At 67.6% G+C, this 18,991-nt stretch carries 10 protein-coding genes; 5 read left to right on the plus strand and 5 right to left on the minus strand.

What is annotated here, in order from left to right; genetic code table 11:
* Positions 1 to 213: 213 nt before the first annotated feature.
* Positions 214 to 1,455: an MFS transporter gene (locus tag QZ951_RS20185; RefSeq protein WP_293003927.1), complete on the plus strand. Its 1,242-nt coding sequence runs from the start codon at positions 214 to 216 to the stop codon at positions 1,453 to 1,455.
* On the plus strand, positions 1,452 to 2,246 hold the full coding sequence (locus QZ951_RS20190; protein WP_293003929.1) for a tryptophan 2,3-dioxygenase family protein: 795 nt from the start codon (positions 1,452 to 1,454) through the stop codon (positions 2,244 to 2,246). Before QZ951_RS20185 ends, QZ951_RS20190 begins: the two co-directional genes overlap by 4 nt.
* A gap of 60 nt (positions 2,247 to 2,306) precedes the next feature.
* Here the strand turns inward: QZ951_RS20190 and QZ951_RS20195 are convergent, their stop codons facing one another.
* The 5 genes from QZ951_RS20195 to QZ951_RS20215 all read right to left on the minus strand — a co-directional run bounded on the left by QZ951_RS20195 (position 2,307) and on the right by QZ951_RS20215 (position 13,254).
* Positions 2,307 to 5,960 (minus strand): hypothetical protein, encoded by a 3,654-nt coding sequence (locus QZ951_RS20195; protein ID WP_366944001.1) that lies wholly within the window; start codon positions 5,958 to 5,960, stop codon positions 2,307 to 2,309.
* Between the two features lie 107 nt (positions 5,961 to 6,067).
* Complete coding sequence (locus QZ951_RS20200; protein WP_293003933.1) at positions 6,068 to 7,897, minus strand: hypothetical protein; 1,830 nt, start codon at positions 7,895 to 7,897, stop codon at positions 6,068 to 6,070.
* Entirely contained in the window at positions 7,894 to 9,876 is a 1,983-nt protein-coding gene (locus tag QZ951_RS20205) for a hypothetical protein (RefSeq protein ID WP_293003935.1), read from the minus strand. The genes QZ951_RS20200 and QZ951_RS20205 overlap by 4 nt, the downstream gene beginning before the upstream one ends.
* A gap of 46 nt (positions 9,877 to 9,922) precedes the next feature.
* Positions 9,923 to 10,843 (minus strand): hypothetical protein, encoded by a 921-nt coding sequence (locus tag QZ951_RS20210; RefSeq protein ID WP_293003937.1) that lies wholly within the window; start codon positions 10,841 to 10,843, stop codon positions 9,923 to 9,925.
* 11 nt (positions 10,844 to 10,854) lie between these two features.
* On the minus strand, positions 10,855 to 13,254 hold the full coding sequence (locus QZ951_RS20215; protein ID WP_293003939.1) for a cyclic nucleotide-binding domain-containing protein: 2,400 nt from the start codon (positions 13,252 to 13,254) through the stop codon (positions 10,855 to 10,857).
* A 212-nt stretch (positions 13,255 to 13,466) separates the two neighbouring features.
* Between QZ951_RS20215 and QZ951_RS20220 the strand changes: the two genes are divergently transcribed.
* The 3 genes from QZ951_RS20220 (at position 13,467) to serC (ending at position 18,986) form a co-directional block, all read left to right on the plus strand.
* Positions 13,467 to 14,807 carry a multiheme c-type cytochrome gene (locus tag QZ951_RS20220; RefSeq protein WP_293003941.1) on the plus strand — a complete coding sequence of 447 codons (1,341 nt, stop codon included), beginning with the start codon at positions 13,467 to 13,469 and terminating at the stop codon, positions 14,805 to 14,807.
* A 275-nt stretch (positions 14,808 to 15,082) separates the two neighbouring features.
* The gene (gyrA, locus tag QZ951_RS20225; protein ID WP_293003943.1) at positions 15,083 to 17,842 is read left to right on the plus strand and encodes a DNA gyrase subunit A; all 2,760 of its coding nucleotides are present in this window, start codon (positions 15,083 to 15,085) and stop codon (positions 17,840 to 17,842) included.
* Positions 17,843 to 17,912: 70 nt separating this feature from the next.
* Positions 17,913 to 18,986: a 3-phosphoserine/phosphohydroxythreonine transaminase gene (gene serC / locus QZ951_RS20230; RefSeq protein ID WP_293003945.1), complete on the plus strand. Its 1,074-nt coding sequence runs from the start codon at positions 17,913 to 17,915 to the stop codon at positions 18,984 to 18,986.
* The last annotated feature ends 5 nt before the right edge of the window (positions 18,987 to 18,991 follow it).

The raw sequence follows: 18,991 nt of genomic DNA on the forward strand, positions 1-18,991 counted from the left end.
CCCGCAAACTTAGGGGGCTACCATAACCTATTGATTATTATAGGTTATCTGAAAATAATGCTTGTAAGTCATTGATTTATAAAGAATCGCAAACCGCCGCTTTTTCCTTCTTCAACCAGATAACCCCGGGCTGGACTTCGCCGATCTGGGCGACGTCGTGCAACAGAACGTGGTCGAGCCGGTCGCCAATCTCGATGCCGCCGAGGTCACGCCATGAGCGTCGCGCCGAGCCGCCGCCGCATCCAGTTCGCGTGGGCGCTGAACGACTGGGCCAACTCGGCGTTCGCGACGACGGTACTGGTCGGCTTCTTCCCGATCTTCTTCAAGCAGTTCTGGGCCACCGATCTGAGCCCGACCGATGCCACGCTGTATCTCGGCTTCGGCAATTCGTCCGCGAGCCTGATGGTGATGCTGATGTCGCCGTGGCTGGGTGCGGTGGCGGATCGGCTCGGCGCCAAGAAGCGTTTCCTCGGCGTGTTCACCGTCCTCGGTGCCTTGTCGACATTCGTGCTGGCCTTCATCGGTGCCGGCGACTGGGAACTCGCGATCGTCGTGTTCGTGCTGGCTTCGGTCGGCTTCTTCGGCAGCCTCACCTTCAATGACGCGCTGCTGGTCAGTGTCGCCACGCGCGAGGAATCGGATCGGGTCTCGGCCTGGGGCTATGGACTCGGCTATCTCGGCGGCGGCCTGCTGTTCCTCGTCAACGTGATGATGGTGCTCAAGCCCGAGTGGTTCGGCCTGGCGGACAAGGTGGCCGCCACGCGCGCCGCGTTCATCAGCGTGGCGCTGTGGTGGATCCTGTTCTCGATTCCGCTGTTCCGGCACGTGCCCGAAACCCGTGTGCCGAGCGATGCGCCGCTCGGCTGGCGCGAGATCTGGGCGACGGTCCGGCAGATTGCGCAGCATCCGCCGGTGTGGAAGTTCCTGCTGGCGTACTTCCTGTACATCGACGCCGTCGGTACGCTGGCCCAGATGGCGGTCGACTTCGGGCTGAATCTCGGCTTCAAGTCCGACAGCCTGATCAAGGCGCTGCTGCTGGTGCAGTTCGTCAGCTTTCCGGCGGCGATCGGCTTCGGATATCTGGCCGACCGCATCGGCACCAAGCGCGCGATCTACCTGGCGCTGTGCGTGTACATCGGCGTCACTTGCTGGGGCTACTTCATGCAGACCGAAAGCCAGTTCTACCAGATGGCCGCCGCGATCGGACTCGTGCAGGGCGGCGTGCAAAGCTTGAGCCGGTCGTACTTCTCGCGGCTGATTCCGGAAGGACAGGCCGGGCAGTTCTTCGGCTTCTACAACATGCTCGGCAAGTTCGCGGCGGTGCTGGGTCCGAGCGTCGTCGGCATCGTTGCTGCCAGCACCGGCAACCCGCGGCTGTCGATCCTGGCGCTGATCGCGTTCTTCATCGGCGGCATCTTGCTGCTGGCGCGGGTCCGGGAGCCACGCGCGTCATGAGCGAACGCAACGTCGTCACCTATGCCAGCTATCTGAAGCTCGATCAGCTGCTGGCACTGCAGCAGCCGCTGTCCGATGGCCCGGAACACGACGAACTGCTGTTCATCACGATCCATCAGGTCTACGAGCTGTGGTTCCAGCAGATGCTGCACGAGCTGACCGCGCTGCGTGCCCGCCTGATCGCCGGCGATACGGCGCCGGCGCTGGCCCACCTGCGCCGCGTGCTGACGATCCTGAAGACCCTGGTCAAGCAGGTCGACGTGCTCGAAACGATGACGCCGCTGTCGTTCAACGCGTTCCGGTCGCGGCTCGAAACCTCCAGCGGCTTCCAGAGCTGGCAGTTTCGGGCGCTCGAATTCCTGCTCGGCCAGAAGCGCCCATCGCTGATCCAGCAGCATCCGGAAGGCAGCCGCGCGCGGCGGGAACTGGAACAGCTACTGGCCGAACCGTCGATCTATCAGGCTTTCCTGCACTATCTGCAGGCGATCGGTTGCGTGATGCCGGGCGACGCGCTGAACCGCGATCCAGCGGTGGCAACGATGGCCGATGTCGCCGTGCAGGCGGTGCTGGTCGAGGTCTACAAGACCCAGCCATTCGCCGCACAAGTCTGCGAGAACCTCGTCGACCTCGACGAAGGCATGCAGGAATGGCGCTACCGCCACCTGAAGATGGTCGAGCGCACCATCGGCGCGATGCACGGCACCGGCGGCTCCGCCGGCATCGCCTACCTGCGCGAAAGCCTGTTCAAGCCGCTGTTTCCGGACCTTTGGGCGATCCGGATGCAGTTGTAGCGGCCGCGAGGCCGGCATCGACCATGGCACCGGATTCATCAGTGACGCGCGGGGGCGTGCTCAAGGCTTCACGTCGTCGCTGACGAACCACGGCGTGCCGTCGCGCTTCAGGTAGAAATCGCGCATCTCGGTCTGGTTGAACGGGCGCGAGCCGAGGCGGCCGAAGACGGCGATCTGGCCGCCGGTTTCGTCGACGGCGCGATCGCGATCGAGGCCGCGGGACAGGGCCAGTGCCGGTTGCGATGTGCGATGGCCGGCAATCCAGTGCGGTTTCGGGTCCGGCGAATAACCGTAGAACTTCGGCTGCGTGTCCGGTGCGGTGAGCTGCACGACCTGCAGGCCGTTTCGGCCGTCGGCGACGTAGGCGAACAGGCTGGCATTGGTCGAACCGACGACGACATCGCGCGCGTCGTTGATGCGGCCGTCGCCGTCGAACCGCTGGTACAGCTTCGGATGTTCGGGGTTTTCGATATCGACGATGACGAGGCCTTCGCGGCCGGCGGCCACGTAGGCGAACGTGCGAGCGAGGTAGACGCGATGGCCGTCGCGCAGCGTGATCAGCGCGCCGCTGACGGCAACCGGCCGCGCGGGCTCGGTCACGTCGAAGGTTTCGAGGCCGCGCTCGGTGACGGCGAACAGGTAGCGGAACTGCAGCGCAGTCGAACGCAGTCCGGTCACCGGCACCACACTTTCGATGACCGGCGTCAGCGGGTCACGCAGGTCGATGGTGACGAGACCGGCATCGGCAGCAACATACGCACGGCTGCCGGCCACGGTGATGTGCGAGGCGCCGCGCAACACGCCCTCCGGATTGAACGTCACGGCGCGGTCGAGGTAGTTGTTCAGCGGGTCGCCGTCGACCAGCGTGTCGACATTGACCAGCACCAGCCCTTCGACCCGATCCGCGATCAGCGCGTACGAGTAGATCGGTGCCAGCCGCTGTTCCTGATTGACCGTCTGCATCATCGGCAACTGGTTGCGCAACGGGCTGACCGGTTGATTCGTCGGCAGCGCGACGAAGGCGGCATCGCGCGTGTCCACGCGCAGCCGCTGGCCGAGCGGCGATACCGGCCCGGTCGTGATCCGCTGCGAAAAGCCCTTGTTGCCGACGGTGGCGACGTCATACACCTGCAGACCTTTCGCGCCTTCCGCGGCGAACAGGTATTCGCCGCGCAATTGGAGCGCGTTGACCGGCACGCCGGCCGATTCTCGATGCGCGGTCGGCAGCATCCGGCCACGCGATTCGTGCGCGCGATACCAGTCCGGGTAGGCGTAGCGGTGCAGGTAGCTGCCGATCACCGCCTGCGGCTCGTCCCATTCGGTGACCTGCACCGCAGTGACGCTGTCCGCCGTGCCGACGAACGCGTGATAGCCGATGAAGTTGACGAAGCCGGTGCCCAGACCGAGCAACTGGCCGATGACGGCGTTGTTGTCATTGGCCTGCGACAGGTGGCAATCGGAACAGGTCTTGGTCTCGGTGGTGCGTTCGGTATGCGCGTAATGCGGGTTGAACGCCTGCGACGAGAAGCCGCTGGACGAAATCGGCGGCTGCTGGGTGTAGATGCGCTCGCGGTTGGCGTTGGTCGACGACAGCACCAGCGCCGACGATGAGCGCACCGGTGCCACGCGATGGCCCTTGGCCGCGCCATGCTTGCCGAGGATGTACATGTCGTCGCGCGCGACCTGCGGGTTGTACGTCGCGTAATTGCGGGTTTCACCGCCTTCGAAATGGCCGCGCTCGGTTTTCCAGTTCGCCTGAATCGGCAAATGGCAGCCGGAACAGGAATTGGTCCACGAGGTGTGGCAGGACGCGCACACCATCTCGTCGTCCTGGTGCGCGCGCTGGTTTGGCGCGACGTCGCCGCCCCACTTGAACGCGGTCTTGTCGCGGCTCATCAGCTTGGCGCGGGCGGCCTTGGCGTTGTAGTGCGCGGAGCCCGGCGTCACCGAATCCTTGACCGTGTGAATCTGCCATTCGAGGCCGGGTGTCAGCGCGCTGCGCTGAAAGAGCTTGTCGCCGATCCACTCGAAGCGGCGGCGACCGTCCGGCGTGCGCAGTCTGGCCATGTCGGTGCCGCCGGGCGGTGCGGCAGGACCCGAGGTCTTCAGGCTCGGCTGGCGATCGACCGTGCCGTGGCAATCCTGACAGTCGATCTCGATGGCCTGTGCGACTTCGCCGTACAGATGGCCATTGCCGTGCGTGTCCTGCGAGAAATGGCAGTCGACGCAGTGCATGCCCTTTTCGAGATGGATCGAGGCCAGATGGGTCGCCTTCTCGAACTTCTTCGGGTCGTCGTCGGCGACCTTCGCACCCTTGCCATCGAGCAGATTGCCCTTGCGGTCGCGCTTGTAGATCGCGCGGAAGTTCCAGCCGTGGCCGTGGTAGTCGGCGAACTGCGTGTCCCTAGCCTGCGCATTCAGGTCCGAGACGTTGTCGAGGAATTTGCGGTCACCCCACAGGCCGCGCGTGGCCGCTTCTTCCGGGTTGCGCTGGTTGATCGCGCGGATCTCGGCATCGGTCGGGTATTTCTGCTCCTTCGGCCACATCAGCGGCGCGTCGGATTCGTAGTCCCACATGGTGTAGCCGAGGAAGCTGTTCACGAAGACGTTCGGCTGATGCAGATGGCAGACGATGCACTGCGCGCTCGGAATCGCGCGGGTGAACGCATGCTTCAGCGGATGGCCTTCCTCGGCCTTCGGGATCGTCGGGTCTGCGGTTTGGGTCTTGCCGGTGTGGCCGAACCGGGCATAGCCAGCGGAATGCTTTGGGTCGCGGTCGTTGGCGTAGACCACATGGCAGCTCGAACAGCCGCTGGATCGGTAATCGCCCGGCTGGTCGTTGGTGCCGAGAAACCAGGTGAACGGGTCGTTCAGACGCGTCTTGTGCAGGTTCAGCACCGGTACCGAGATGCGGTTGCCGGTGCCCGGTCCGCGGCTCGACTGGTGCAGGTCCGGCCGGCCCGGTTCTTCGAGCCGCTGCAGGTTGCCGGCAACGCCGGGCAGGCCGGTTTCCGGAAACTGGCTGCCGATGTTGCGGCCGCCGGGTTCGAACACGCGGAACACGTCGCCCGGCGTGGTGGTCTCCCAGGCCGGCAGCGGCAGCAGCTGACTCAGGATCCCCTTGGCCGCCATGTTGGCATTGACCGCGACCGGCCCGAGCAGCTTCGCCGGCTGGCCGTCGCGCGTGTAGGCCTCGCCGAACAGGTAGTGCTTGAACGGCACGACACCGTTGTTGTACGAAGCCCCGCCCCAGAGCATGGCGCCGGTCGCCATCAGGCTGCGCTCGGCGGCCTCGATGACCGGCAGGTGGCAGGCACCGCAGCTTTCGCGGGCAATCCGGTAGTCGCCGGGATTGATGAAGCGGATGAACGCCGGTGATTCCTTGTTCAGCAGGGTGAAGCTCTGCGGCGGATTGGCGCTGTGCGGGTAGTTCCAGGCCCCCGGCAGGCGCGGCTGGATGTGGGCCTGATCGAGCGCGGCGCGATAGCGGACATCACCGGGCTGCGCGCTGTCCGGCAGCCGGATCGACGCATCGCCGCCGTGGCAGTCGGTGCAGCCGAGGATCACAGCCGGGCTTTCGTGCATCGTCTTCTGATCGCTCGCCGTGTGGCAGCTGACGCAGCCTGCGCTTTTCCGCGCGGCGTCGGCGGCGGTCTGGAAGCGCGGGGCGGGCGGGGCGTCGGCGAGGGCGGGACGTGCAAACGGCAGGGCCATGCCGATCAGCAGCAGCACGGCCAACAGCGTCCGGCTTGCGCGCCTTCCTGCGCGTCGCCCAATCGGAGAACGACGAGCATCAGCAATCGCGGCGGCAGGGCGCATGGTCAGAACGTGAAGATGAAATTGCCGAGCAGCGAGAACCCGGCGCTGTCGGCATACAGCGCACGCAGGCCGGCGCCCGGAATGAGCCAGGCCCCGGACATGCGCAGCACCACGTTCTGGTTGTTGTACGGGCGCCAGATCGCGGCGGCCGACAGGTCCCAGCCGATGTCATTCCCAATCGCGCCGCCGACCGGACCGCGGCTGGCGAGGCGCGACAGCACGGCGGTGCGATCGAAGCGCAGGTGGTTGATGTTGCTCGACAGGCGAACGGTCGGCGTCAGGTCGGCATCGGTTCCGATGCCGGCGAGGATCAGCCCGGGGTTCTCGAAGTTCGACTGATCGCTGCCGCCCGGCCGCAGCCCGTTCAGCAGGCCGTTGCGCAGGCTCAGGCGCGTGTCGCGCGCGAACGCCAGCGACTGGCGCGACCAGAACGCGGTGTCGGCCCCGGCGAAGATCGGGTTTTCCTCCAGCGCGTCGTAGCCGCTGGCGGTGTCGTCATCCGGATCGCCGTCGCCGCTCTGATACAGCGCCGAAAAGCGGAAGCGCAGCCAGTTCACGTCGATCGAGGCTTCCGCCGCAGCGAAGCCGGCCAGCACCGTGCGGGCGCCCGGCGAGACGATGCCGCTGGACTGCGTGCCGGCCAGCAGGGTTGCCGACGCGGTCAGGTTGATCCGGCCGAAGTGCCCGTCACCGTTGGCGCCGAGGTAAGTCACTTCGTAACTGCGTGGCAGCAGGCCAGCTGCAAGGGGATCGCGCTCGCGATTGCGGTTGTGCGCGACGAGGCCTTGCACGATGAAGCCCGGCACTGGCCAATCCTGCCGGTAGAGATTGAACAGCACGATCTCGTCGGCGCGCGGCGCGACCCGGACATCGTTCAGCGCGCTGGCCGGGTCTTCGACCAGTCGCTTGATCGCGACGATGTTGTACTGCCAGCGATTGCCGTCGCGGGTGCCGTACAGCCGCGCCGCCAGCTGACTGTCCTGAAACAGGAAGCCGCGGAAATCGCTGGACAGTGGCTGGATGCCGACACGCACCGCGTCGAAGTCGTAGCGCGGCGACACCGTGCGCAGGAAGCGGTCGGCATACAGCTCCTGCAGGCCGACGAAGCTGTCGAGATCAGTGCCGCGCGTGCGGGGAGCTGCGCCGGGCACGGTCAGATAGCTGGAATTGATGACCGGCGTCGCGCGCAGCGACCAGTCCGGCGGCTTGAACGTGGTGTTGCCCTGCTGGAAATCGACGCTGGCGATCAGGTTCTGCGACCAGAAGCGCTGGGTCAGGCTCGTCCCGTCGCGCAAGCTCGGCAGGCGCCGCAGCTCAACAATGGTGTTGTTCGTGGCCGCCAGCGACAGGAAGCGGAACTCGCCGGTCGGTGTGACCGACCACGGCTTGTCGCCCTTCAAGGTGTTCTGGTGATAGCTGTCGTACCGGCGCTCGTTGACCAGCCCGAGTTCATCGAGCAGACGCCAGCGGTCCGGGGACGGAATCGGCGCCTGCGCGGCGTAGACCTCCGGCGCGTGGGCATCGGGCGGCAGGCAGCCCGGTGTGGGCGTGGCTTCGCAGACCACGCGTTCTGCCGGTGGAATCGGTGCCGGCGCCACCGCGCGCAGACCGCTGCGGCGGTTGGCGTCCGGCAGGGCTTCCGGCGCCAGTATCGGCGGCGGCTTGTGGTCCGGACGGCGACGCAGTTCCGGCTCGGTCGGGTCGACCGGCACGATGCGCGGCGCCTCGGCTGGCGACGGCGCTTCCGTCGCCTGGCATGGCAGCTGTGCCATCAGCAGCAGCGCCAGACCGATCGGCCGATGCGCGCGACAACGTTCCGGCACCGCGCTCATCGATGAAAGACGGAGGCGCGGCCTGCGCCGCCAGCGACCCCGGCCGCCGCATGCGGATCCGGCCCCGACGAGGCGGCAGCAGCCGGCGCGCGATCCTTCATCAGCGCGTTTTTGGCGGTATGGAAGCCGTGGCAGTCGGTGCAGACGGTCTGCACCCGCGCCGGACTGCCGCGGTCGCCGTGGCATTCGCGGCAGCGGCCGATCGGCGGCGTCAGCACGTCGTCGCCGCTGCTGGACTGCGGCGCGGCGTGGCAGCTCGTGCAGTCGTCGGTGGCGTGCCGGCCATGCGGAAAGGGGCTGGCCTGCGTCAGCCGCTGCGTGGTCAGCGCCAGCGGCCGGATCCGCCACGGCGAGATCGTCATCGGCGCCAAGGTCAGCACCGCGCCGCGCGTGGCGAGATCGGGGCTGCGCGGCGGCGTCGGCATGTCCGGCGTCCGCTCGACCGTGTGGCAGTAGCGGCAGGTGCGCTTATCGAAGGTCTCGTCGATCACCAGCCGCGAGCGCCTGTCGGCCCAGGCGAGGGCGGCCATCGCATCGTTGCTGGCCAGCGCTTCGCCGGGACGGCGGCGCAGCTGCACGGCCGTCGGAGCGTCGGCTGCCATCACGCCGCCGCCGAGGGCCACGCGGGCGTAGTAGTCGCGGATGGTGTCGACGACGGCGGCCTCGTTGCCGTGCGGCACGACTCTCGACGGATCATTCGGCTCGAAATCGAGCCGGTGGCATTCGGCGCAATGCGTTTCCATGCGGATCGGCCGGAAGCCGATGCCGGAGCCATCGGCCTCATGGCAGTTCTCGCACGTCAGCACCTGCGTGCCGTTCGGCCCCTTGATGCCGGCCTGCGCCACGTGCAGGTCATGCGGATACTTGAGATGGCTGTCCGATTGCAGCACCTTCGGGCTCGGCAAGGCGGCCGGGGCTTTCGGATCGATCGGCAGCGCCTCGGGATCGATCCAGCGGAACGCGGCCTTGATCGCGGGATCGGCGGCCTGCTGTTCCGCCGACACGCGCCGCGCGATCTGCGGCGTGAATCCGGGATGACTGAACGAGAAGTTCGCCACCGGCGTCATCTTCGCGGTGCCGAAGCGCGTGCCGGGCTCGGCATGACAATCGGTGCAGCGTTGATCCTGGCGCGCGGCCATGCCGGCGGCACCGCGATGCTCGTGATGGCAGTCAGTGCAGTGGGCCTCGCGGAACTCGGCCTGATCGAGCTGCTCGCGGGCCTCGACATGGTGCGCGGTGGTCTCGTGGCACCGCAGGCAGCTGCGATCTTCCACCTGCACGAACGGCTGCTCGTGACACTGACCGCAGTCGCGTTCGAACCACGCATGCGACGGGCTCGACGGGCCCGGCTGCCACTGGCGATCGTCCGGCCGCCACCGCACCAGCCGCGCCGCGAGCCCGGCTTCCGGCGGCACCGCGGCACCCGACAGTTGCCGCGCGGCGGCTTCGAGCTGCTCCGGGCTGCGCGGCGGCTGGCCATCGCCGAAGCGCAGCCATGCCGGCAGCAGCAGACTGATCAGCACGATGGCGGCAAACAGCCCGATCGAGACCACGCGACGGCTGTGGCCGATGCGGCCGAGCCGCTCGCGCAGCGCATCGAGCCGGCGCGCACGATCGTCCCGCGCGGTGCGCAGCTCCTGCACTTCGACCACCAGATCGATGCCGGCTTCGGCCGGAACCGCCTTCGCAGGGCGCAACAGGTGCAGGCGATGGCGACCGCAGTCGACCGTGCTGTCGAACGCGTGGACGCGGGTCTCGACCGTGCCATCGGCCCTCACGCGCAGGATCTCGACCTGTCGGGCGCCACGGCCATCGGTCACCGTGCGCAGTGACAGCGCCGTGGCCGGGATGCGCAGATCGGCCAGCACCAGATCCTGATCGGCGCCATGGCCGATGCGCAGGCGCTCGCCTTCGAACAGCGTCTCGGCCGGCGGCTTGCGCAGCGTCGGCGTGACCTGATGACGGATCAGCACCTTCATGCCGGCCACCCGCGCCGACAGGCGCTGTGTGCGACGACGGCGCGCATCACCAGTACAGGAACACGGACACGATGTGCCCGGTCAGCGCCGCGAGCAGGGCGAGGGTCATCGGCACGTGCAGCATCAGCCAGACGCGCATCCGTGCATGGAACGCGAGATCGCGGCCGAGCCGGGTCAGCAGGCTGTGCCGGCGTGCGAGCAGGTCGATCAGTTCGGCGACGCGGCGGGCGTCGTCGCCGGTGCGGCGGCCGGTGGCCAGCTGCGCGGTGATGCGTTCCAGCATGGTGCCGGCGCCGCCGTTGGCGGCGCGCACCTGCACGGCGCGGCCGCGGAGGTGATCGCGCATCCGGTTCGAGATCGCGGTGGCCTCGATGGCCCGCAGCACCAGCAGATGGGTTTCGCGATCGACCGCACTGGCGAGGCTCAGCACGCGCTCGTCGGCCTCATCGAGATCGATCAGCCACTGATCGCGGCTTTTGCCGGCACGATTGGCGGTGATCAACGCGGGATAGCGGCTGTACGCAACCACGCCGTAGAGCCCGCTGAGCACCACCAGCAGCATCAGCAGCCAGGCCAGCGTGTGGATGTTCCAGCCGAATTCGAACGCCGAATGCAGCGTGCCGACCAGCACCAGCGCCAGCCCGAGCCAGACATGGGCCGACGTCCAGCCACGCACGGTACCCAGCCGGCTGCTGTAGCGCCGGCGCCGGATGCCGAGCGCGCTCAAGGCCAGGATCAGCGCTGTGCCGATGCCGCCCAGCGTGTAGCCCAGCCAGGTGCCGCCGTTGGCACCGGCCACCGGCGCATGGCGCCAGTAGGCGAGGGTCGAGGCCGCGCACAGCAGCAGGGCCAGCTTCAGCCACCGGAAATCGGCATGGCCGAGAAAGCCGTCGTGAACGCCCCGGCTCAGACTCGGCGGCGTGCCGGCAGGCGCGGCCGCCACGCCCGACGGAGGGGACGGGCTCACGGTCGACGTGCTCACGTCAGGCTCGACACGCGCAGGAACGTTTCCGGGCTCGCCCGGACGGCGGCACCGGTCGGGCAGGCGCGGACGCAGGCCGGGCCGCCGGACAGCGCCATGCACATGTCGCACTTCACCGCCTTCTTGTTGGCGGATGCCGCAACTTTCGCAGGCGATTTCGCCGGCAGCCCCGGTTCGCGGCCGCCGAACATCATCCAGCGCCACAGGCTTGGCCGTTCGACGGCCGCTTCCGCCATCTGGATCACGCCGTAAGGGCAATTGCGCTCGCAGTTGCCGCAGCCGATGCAGGCATCGGTGATGAACACTTCGCCTTTCGGATTGCGCCGGATCGCGTCCGGCGGGCAGTCCTTCATGCAGTGCGGGCTTTCGCAGTGCCGGCACGAGGTCGGCACGTGCAGGGTGCCGAAGCGGGCGCCAGCCTCGCGCTTCAGCCGCGAGACGCCGCCGTGCGTGTCGGCGCAGGCCTTTTCGCACTGATCGCAGCGCGTGCACAGCGATTCATCGATCAGCAGCGCATCGGTCGCTTCGCCGAGACCCTGCGCCATCAGGAAGCCGACCACCGGGCTGCGGTCGTGCTGTTGCGAGGCGGCATAGTTCGCCGAGATGCGCGCCTTGTAGATGTCGGTCAGCCGCTCGCGCAACGCCGGTTCGGCCGCCAGCAGCGCCTTGAACGTGCGGCCGTCGATGCGGATCGTCTCGCCGGGCGCGGCGGCGTGGGCCGTGACGGTCTGCGCGGTTTCGCTGAGCAGCGCCAGACCGCCGACGAACTCGCCGACCGGCGCATAGCTCAAGGTGGCGTCATGGCCGTCGATCCGGCGCGAGACGGTGACCGAGCCCTTGCTGATGATGTGCAGGCAGTCCGCGGCATCGCCTTCGCGGAACAGGCAGTCGCCGGTCTGCCAGCGTTGGACGCTGGCGCTCTCGATCAACGGCTGGATCGACGACAACGTCACCTGCGGCGCGAGGGTGGTCTGGATCATGCGGCGGAGGAAGGTCGACTCCACCGGCTGGCGGAAGCCCGGCACCTGCGCCATCAGTCGCAGCAGGGTGCGGCGCGGCGTCTCGATCAGCAGGCAGCCTTCCGCCGCACGGACGGTGGCGGCCCGGCGCCGGCCGGACAGCAGCGCCATTTCGCCGAAGAACTCGCCGGCATTCAGCCGCGTGCGCTTGCCGCTGGCGTGCTCGGATTCGATCGCGCCGTCGACGATCAGATAGAAGCGGTCGTCATAGTCGTTGCGGGTGATCACCACGGTGCCGGGCTTCGGCGCCAGCACCGCCGATTCCAGCAGGAACTCGCGAAGCTGCAGGCGGGTCAGCGCCGCCAGCAGCGGCAGACGCCGCCACAAATGATCCAGACGGTCGTCGATGTCGTCGCCGGGCAGCAGGGCCAGCCGCTCGCGCAGCATCGGCTGATCGACCGGTTCGACGTTGACGCCGGCGATGGTTTCGATCACGTCGAAACCCTGGTTCAGCGCCTGCTTGATCAGCGGGAAGCCGGCCAGCGCGCCGACGATGTACAGCCCCGGCACGCTCGATTCGTACTGCGGGCTCAGGGTCGGCAAGGCGTTGCGGTCCGGCGTCGGAAACACCACGCCGAGCCGTTCGACGAACGCGCGCGGCGGCGTGGCACCGATGCGGGCGATGATCCGGTCGCAGTCGATCACCACTTCGGAATGGCCCACGCCGAGCACCAGCCGCGCGGTCTGCGCGCTGGCGCCGGGCTCGATCCGCAGCACGCGGGCGCTGTAATGGCAGACCACCGAGCCATCGCGGATCGCCGCGACGATGCGGCCTTCGTTGGTGCTGTTGGCGAAGCGGAAGTCGTCGAACTCGTTGACGATGACGACGCGGTTCTGTGCGGTCAGCGCCAGCGCGTTCTCGAGGCCGGCATTGCCGACGCCGACCACGACGATGGTTTCGCCGCTGTATTCGTCCGGATCATCCAGTTGGTACTGCAGTGCCGGATGCTCGGCACCCGGGCAGGTGAGGCGGTTCAGGTTGCCCTGCAGACCAATCGCCAACACCACCTTGCGGGCGAGGACCTGATCGCCGCCGGCAACGGTCAGCCGGAAGTCGTCGCCTTCGCGCGTGATCGCCTGCACCGCGGCATCGAGCCGCACCTGAACGCCGAGATCGGCGATGCGCGCGGACCAGCCATCGAGGATCGCTTCGCGGATGCCGTCCGCGAACGACAGCGGCGAGCGCAGCGGCAGGGATTTCGGCTCCGCCATCACCTGCTTGCCGCGCTGGTAGCGGTAGATGGTGTTCGACAGGCGGGGCTCGGCTTCGAGCAGCAGATGCGACAGACCGCGTTCGGCCGCACGGGCGGCGGCCGACAGGCCGGCAGGCCCCGAGCCGACGATCGCCACGTCCACCGACACGATGGCCCCCGCCATCGTTGCAGCCCCCGTCACCACAGCCGTGCCCCGTCAGTTCTGTCGTTATGTTGGGAAGACTACGGAGTGGCCGAAGCATCGCCATTGATCGCGAATAAGACCGGATCGCACCGCAGCATATGTAATGTCATCGCGTTGCGAGAGGATGGTCGAAGCGTCGGCGGCAAAGGCCGCGATCGGTGTTCGGGAACGGATTCGGGAGGCATGACACGGTGAGGCAGCAGCAGGGTGCGAGGTCGTCAGGATGGCGTTGCGGCGTCCGCGGCCTGCTGTGGCTGCTGTGCAGCCTGTCGGCGCGGCCGCTGCTTGCCGACGCGCCGGCCGGCGATCGTCACCTGGGCGTGGCGACCTGCGCCGGCAGTACCTGTCATGGCGCCACCCGGCCCTTCGCCGGCAGTGCCATCAGGCAGGACGAATACTTCATCTGGCAGCGACAGGATCCGCATGCCGGCGCGCTGCGCAGCCTGCAGACGCCGGAGGCCGATGCCATCAGCCGCCGGCTCGGCATGGGGCCTGCCGCCAGCGCCGAAAACTGCCTGAGCTGTCATGCGGAGAACGTGCCGGCAGCCCTGCGCGGCGAGCGCTTCGTCGCCGATGACGGCATCGGCTGCGAAAGCTGCCATGGCGCCTCGGAGCGCTGGATCGGCACGCACGTCAAGGGCTATCGCACCGACGACGAGCGCCTGGCCGCCGGCCTGCACGCCACGTGGAAACCCGCCGTGCGCGCCGAACTGTGCGCGAGCTGCCACGTCGGCGATGCCGATCACCGCATCGACCACCGGACGATGGCGGCCGGCCATCCGCCGCTGCTGTTCGAGCTGGACACATTCACGGCGCTGGAGCCGCCGCACTGGGATGTCGACGACGATTACCGGGCGCGCAAGGGTGACGCCGACGGCGCCCGCGACTGGGCGGTCGGGCAGGCGGCGGCGGCCCGGCGCGTGCTGGCGAAGCTGATGCGGACGCCGGTGGCCGGCGGCCTGATGCCGGAACTGTCGCTGTTCGACTGCAACGCCTGCCATCACGGCACCCGGGCCGGCCGAGCGAACGCCGAACGCAATGGCGGCATGCCGGTCGGTACGCCACCGCTGGCCGACACGCCGCTGGTGATGCTGCAGCCGTGGCTGGATCTGATCGATCCGGCGATGGCCGCCGAATGGCGTCGGCACTGGACGGCGCTGCACGCGGCGGCCAGCGATTCCCGCGAGGCACTGCAGCGCGAAGCCGACGCGATGACCCGACTGATCGACCGGCGGATCGTGCCGCTGGCCGAGCGCAGCCGCCTGTCGCCGTTGCAGCTGCGGCAACTGGTCGCGGCGATCGTCACGGCCGCCGGCGACCGTCATCGCGGCGATTTCAGCCATGCCGAGCACACGGCGATGGCCGTGTCGGTGCTGGCCACCGCCTGGTCCGAGCGACAGCGGACGCCGGCGCCGACCGCGTTGAAACCCGCGCTCGATGCGGTCTATCGGGAAGTGCAGGACCGCGACCGTTTCAGCCCCGCACGCTGGACGGACTCGCTGAAAGCCGTCATCTCGGCGCTCGGCGGCTGACCCTTTCCCCCGGAAAGGCCTCGCGGTCCGATTCGCGAGACCGCAAATGCGGGCCTTCCCGGGCCGGAAGTGTTAAAATCGCGTGACCAACTGCCGGTCCGCCCGCTGCCATTCCGCCGTGATCCGGTGACGGTGGCGAGCAGCTGCCGACAGACCCCGAGCCGTGCAATAACAGCCGCTGTCCATGCGGCGCTCATGATTCGCAACTCCGTGGGTTCTGGGCCGTGTCCGCACGGCCCCGTCGCCTGGCGTGCGAATCCTCGAACGAAACCAGAATGAGCGAATTCGCCAAAGAAGTCCTTTTCGTCAACCTCGAAGACGAAATGCGCCGTTCGTACCTCGATTACGCGATGAGCGTGATCGTCGGCCGCGCCCTCCCGGACGCCCGCGACGGCCTGAAGCCGGTTCATCGCCGCTCGCTGTACGCGATGAACGACCAGGGCAACCACTACAACAAGCCGTTCCGCAAGTCGGCGCGCATCGTCGGTGACGTGATGGGTAAATACCATCCGCACGGCGACTCCGCGATCTACGACACCATCGTCCGCATGGCGCAGCCGTTCAGCTTGCGTTACATGCTGGTCGACGGGCAGGGCAATTTCGGCTCGGTCGACGGCGACCGCCCGGCGGCGATGCGCTACACCGAAGTGCGCATGTCGAAGATCGCGATGGAACTGGTCTCCGACATCGACAAGGACACCGTCGATTTCGTGCCGAACTACGACGGTTCCGAGCAGGAACCGGCGGTGCTGCCGACGCGCATCCCGAACCTGCTGGTCAACGGTTCCAGCGGCATCGCGGTCGGCATGGCCACGAACATCCCGCCGCACAACCTGTCGGAAGTGATCGACGGCTGCGTGGCGCTGATCGACAACCCGGACATGGATCTGGACGCGCTGATGAAGCTGATTCCGGCGCCGGATTTCCCGACCGCCGGGCTGATTCTCGACGCTGCCGGCCTGAAGGAAGCGTACGAGACCGGCCGCGGCCGCATCGTGCTGCGGGCCCGCACGCACTTCGAGGATTTCGAGCGCGGCGGCGACCGCCAGGCGATCGTCACCACCGAGCTGCCGTACCAAGTCAACAAGGCGCGGCTGATCGAGAAGATCGCCGAGCTGGTCAAGGAAAAGAAGATCGAAGGCATCACCGATCTGCGTGACGAGTCCGACAAGGACGGCATGCGCATGGTGATCGAGCTGCGCCGCGGCGAGAACGCCGAAGTCGTGCTCAACAACCTGTACCAGCAGACCCAGCTGCAGACCGTGTTCGGCATCAACATGGTCGCGCTCGACGACGGCCAGCCGAAGACGCTCGGCCTGAAGCCGCTGCTCGAAATCTTCCTGCGTCATCGCCGCGAAGTGGTGACGCGCCGCACGCAGTACCTGCTGAACAAGGCGCGCGACCGCGCCCACATCCTCGAAGGCCTGTCGGTGGCACTCGCCAACATCGACGAAGTCATCGAGCTGATCCGCCGCAGCCCGAACGCGGCGGAAGCCAAGGCCGGCCTGATGTCGCGCGACTGGCGCGCCGGGCAGGTGGCCGACATGCTGTCCCGCGCCGGGGCCGACGCCTCGCGTCCGCTCGGCCTGGATGGCCAGTTCGGCATGCAGGCGGTGGCGGGAGCCGCACCCGGGCCAGAGAGCCTGTATCGCCTGTCGGACCTTCAGGCGCAGGCCATTCTCGACCTTCGCCTCCAGCGCCTCACCGGTCTGGAGCAGGACAAGATCCACGACGAGTACCGCGCGATCCTCGAAGCGATCCTCGACTACATGGACATCCTCGCGTCCGAACCGCGCCTGCTCGGCGTGATTCGCGGCGAACTGCTGGAAGTGAAGGACAACTTCGGCGACGAGCGCCGCACCGAGATCACCGACTTTGCGCTGAACCTCAATCGCGAAGACCTGATCACGCCGCAGGACATGGTCGTGACGCTGTCGAAGGCCGGCTATGTCAAGGCTCAGCCGCTCGCCGAGTATCAGGTGCAGAAGCGCGGTGGCCGTGGCCGCACGGCGGCCGCGACCAAGGAAGACGATTACGTCAACGGCCTGTGGGTCGCGCATTCGCACGACTGGCTGCTGTGCTTCAGCTCGCGCGGCCGCATGTACTGGCTGCGCGTGTTCGAGCTGCCGGCCGGCGGTTCGGGTTCCAAGGGCAAGCCGTTCGTCAACCTGCTGCCGCTGGAAGACGGCGAGCGCATCAGCGTGGCGCTGCCGGTCAAGCGCTTCGATACCGGTCAGTTCGTGTTCATGGCCACCCGCGGCGGCACCGTCAAGAAGACGCCGCTGGAAGATTTCTCGCGTCCACGCACGGCCGGCATCATCGCGGTCGACCTGCGCGTCGACGACGAACTGGTCGGCGTGGTGCTGACCTCCGGCGACAGCGACGTGCTGCTGTTCTCCGATGCCGGCCGCGTCATCCGCTTCAACGAGCGCGACGTCCGTGCGATGGGCCGCGGCGCCACCGGCGTGCGCGGCATGCGTCTGGTCAAGGCCGGCGGGGGCGAAGAAGACGATTCGGCCGCGGCCGACAGCGATGCCGAAGGCGATGCATCCGCCGAACCGGTCGCCAGCGGCGCGCAGGTGATCGCGCTGCTGGTCGCACAGGACGGCGACATCATGACCGTCTCCGAATTCGGCTACGGCAAGCGCACGCCGATCAGCGGCTTCCCGCTGCGAGGTCGCGGCGGTCAGGGCGTGATCGCGCAGGCACTGTCGGACAAGACCGGCAAGCTGCTCGGCGCGCTCGATGTCAACGACCGCCACGAGCTGATGCTGATCTCCGACGCCGGCCATCTGATCCGCGTGAAAGCCAGCGATATCAAGCAGTTGGGCCGCAACACGCAGGGCATCCGCGTGGCACGTCCGAGCGAGGGCGATCGTCTGGTCGGTCTCGACCGGATCGAGCCGGAGCCGGAAGTCGCGATCGATACCGCACTCGATGGCCTGCCGCCGGTCGCGGCGCCGGATGCCGCGGTCGACGACGGCACGCAGGATGGCGGCCCGGACGCAACGCCCGACGACGACGCCAACCGTTGATCGCTGGCTTCAGCAGAAAGGCCGCGTCTCAGGGACGCGGCCGTGGTTCAGAACACGACAAAACAACCCCATGACTCGAGTTTTCAATTTCAGCGCCGGCCCGTCGACCCTGCCGGTTCCCGTGCTCGAACAGGTTCGCGAAGAGCTGCTCGACTGGCGCGGCACCGGCATGTCGGTGATGGAGATGTCGCACCGCGACAAGCCGTTCATGTCGATCGCGACCGAAGCGGAAGCGGACCTGCGCGAAGTCCTGAGCATCCCGGCGAACTACAAGGTGCTGTTCATGCAGGGCGGGGCGACCGGCCAGTTCGCGGCGGTGCCGCTGAACCTGCTGAACGGCAAGAGTGGCGACTACATCGTCAACGGCGCCTGGGGCGTCAAGGCGGTGAAGGAGTGCGCCAAGTGGGGTCAAGCCAACACCGCGGCCAAGCCTGCGACGTTCAATCAGGTGCCGGCACGCGAGACCTGGACGCTCGATCCGAATGCGGCCTACGTGCACTACACGCCGAACGAGACCATCGAAGGCGTCGAGTTCCACAGCATTCCGGATGTTGGCAGCGTGCCGCTGGTCGCGGATTTCTCGTCCAGCTTCCTGTCGCGACCGCTCGATGTCTCGAAGTTCGGCGTGATCTACGCCGGTGCGCAGAAGAATGCCGGCCCGGCCGGCATCACCTTCGTCATCATCCGCGAAGACCTGCTCGGCACCTGCAACCCGCTGGCGCCGTCGATCTTCGATTACAAGGCGGTGGCCGACAACGATTCGATGCTGAACACGCCGTCGACGTTCTCGTGGTACGTCTCCGGCCTCGTCACCAAGTGGATCAAGTCCGAAGGCGGGCTGGCCGTGATCGGCGAGCGCAATCGCCGCAAGTCGTCGCTGATCTACGACTACATCGACAGCGAGCCGTTCTACACCAACCCGGTGGCCCGGGCCGACCGCTCGTGGATGAACGTGGTCTGGACGCTCGCCGACAGCACGCTCGACGCCGAATTCGTCAAGGGTGCGGCGGCCGCCGGCATGCCGGGCCTGAAGGGGCACCGCATCGTCGGCGGCCTGCGCGCGTCGATCTACAACGCGATGCCGGAAGCCGGCTGCGCGGCACTGGTCGACTACATGAAGGAATTCGTGCGGACGCGCGGCTGACGCAG

It is taken from the genome of Nevskia sp., assembly GCF_021732705.1.
Lineage (GTDB): Bacteria > Pseudomonadota > Gammaproteobacteria > Nevskiales > Nevskiaceae > Nevskia.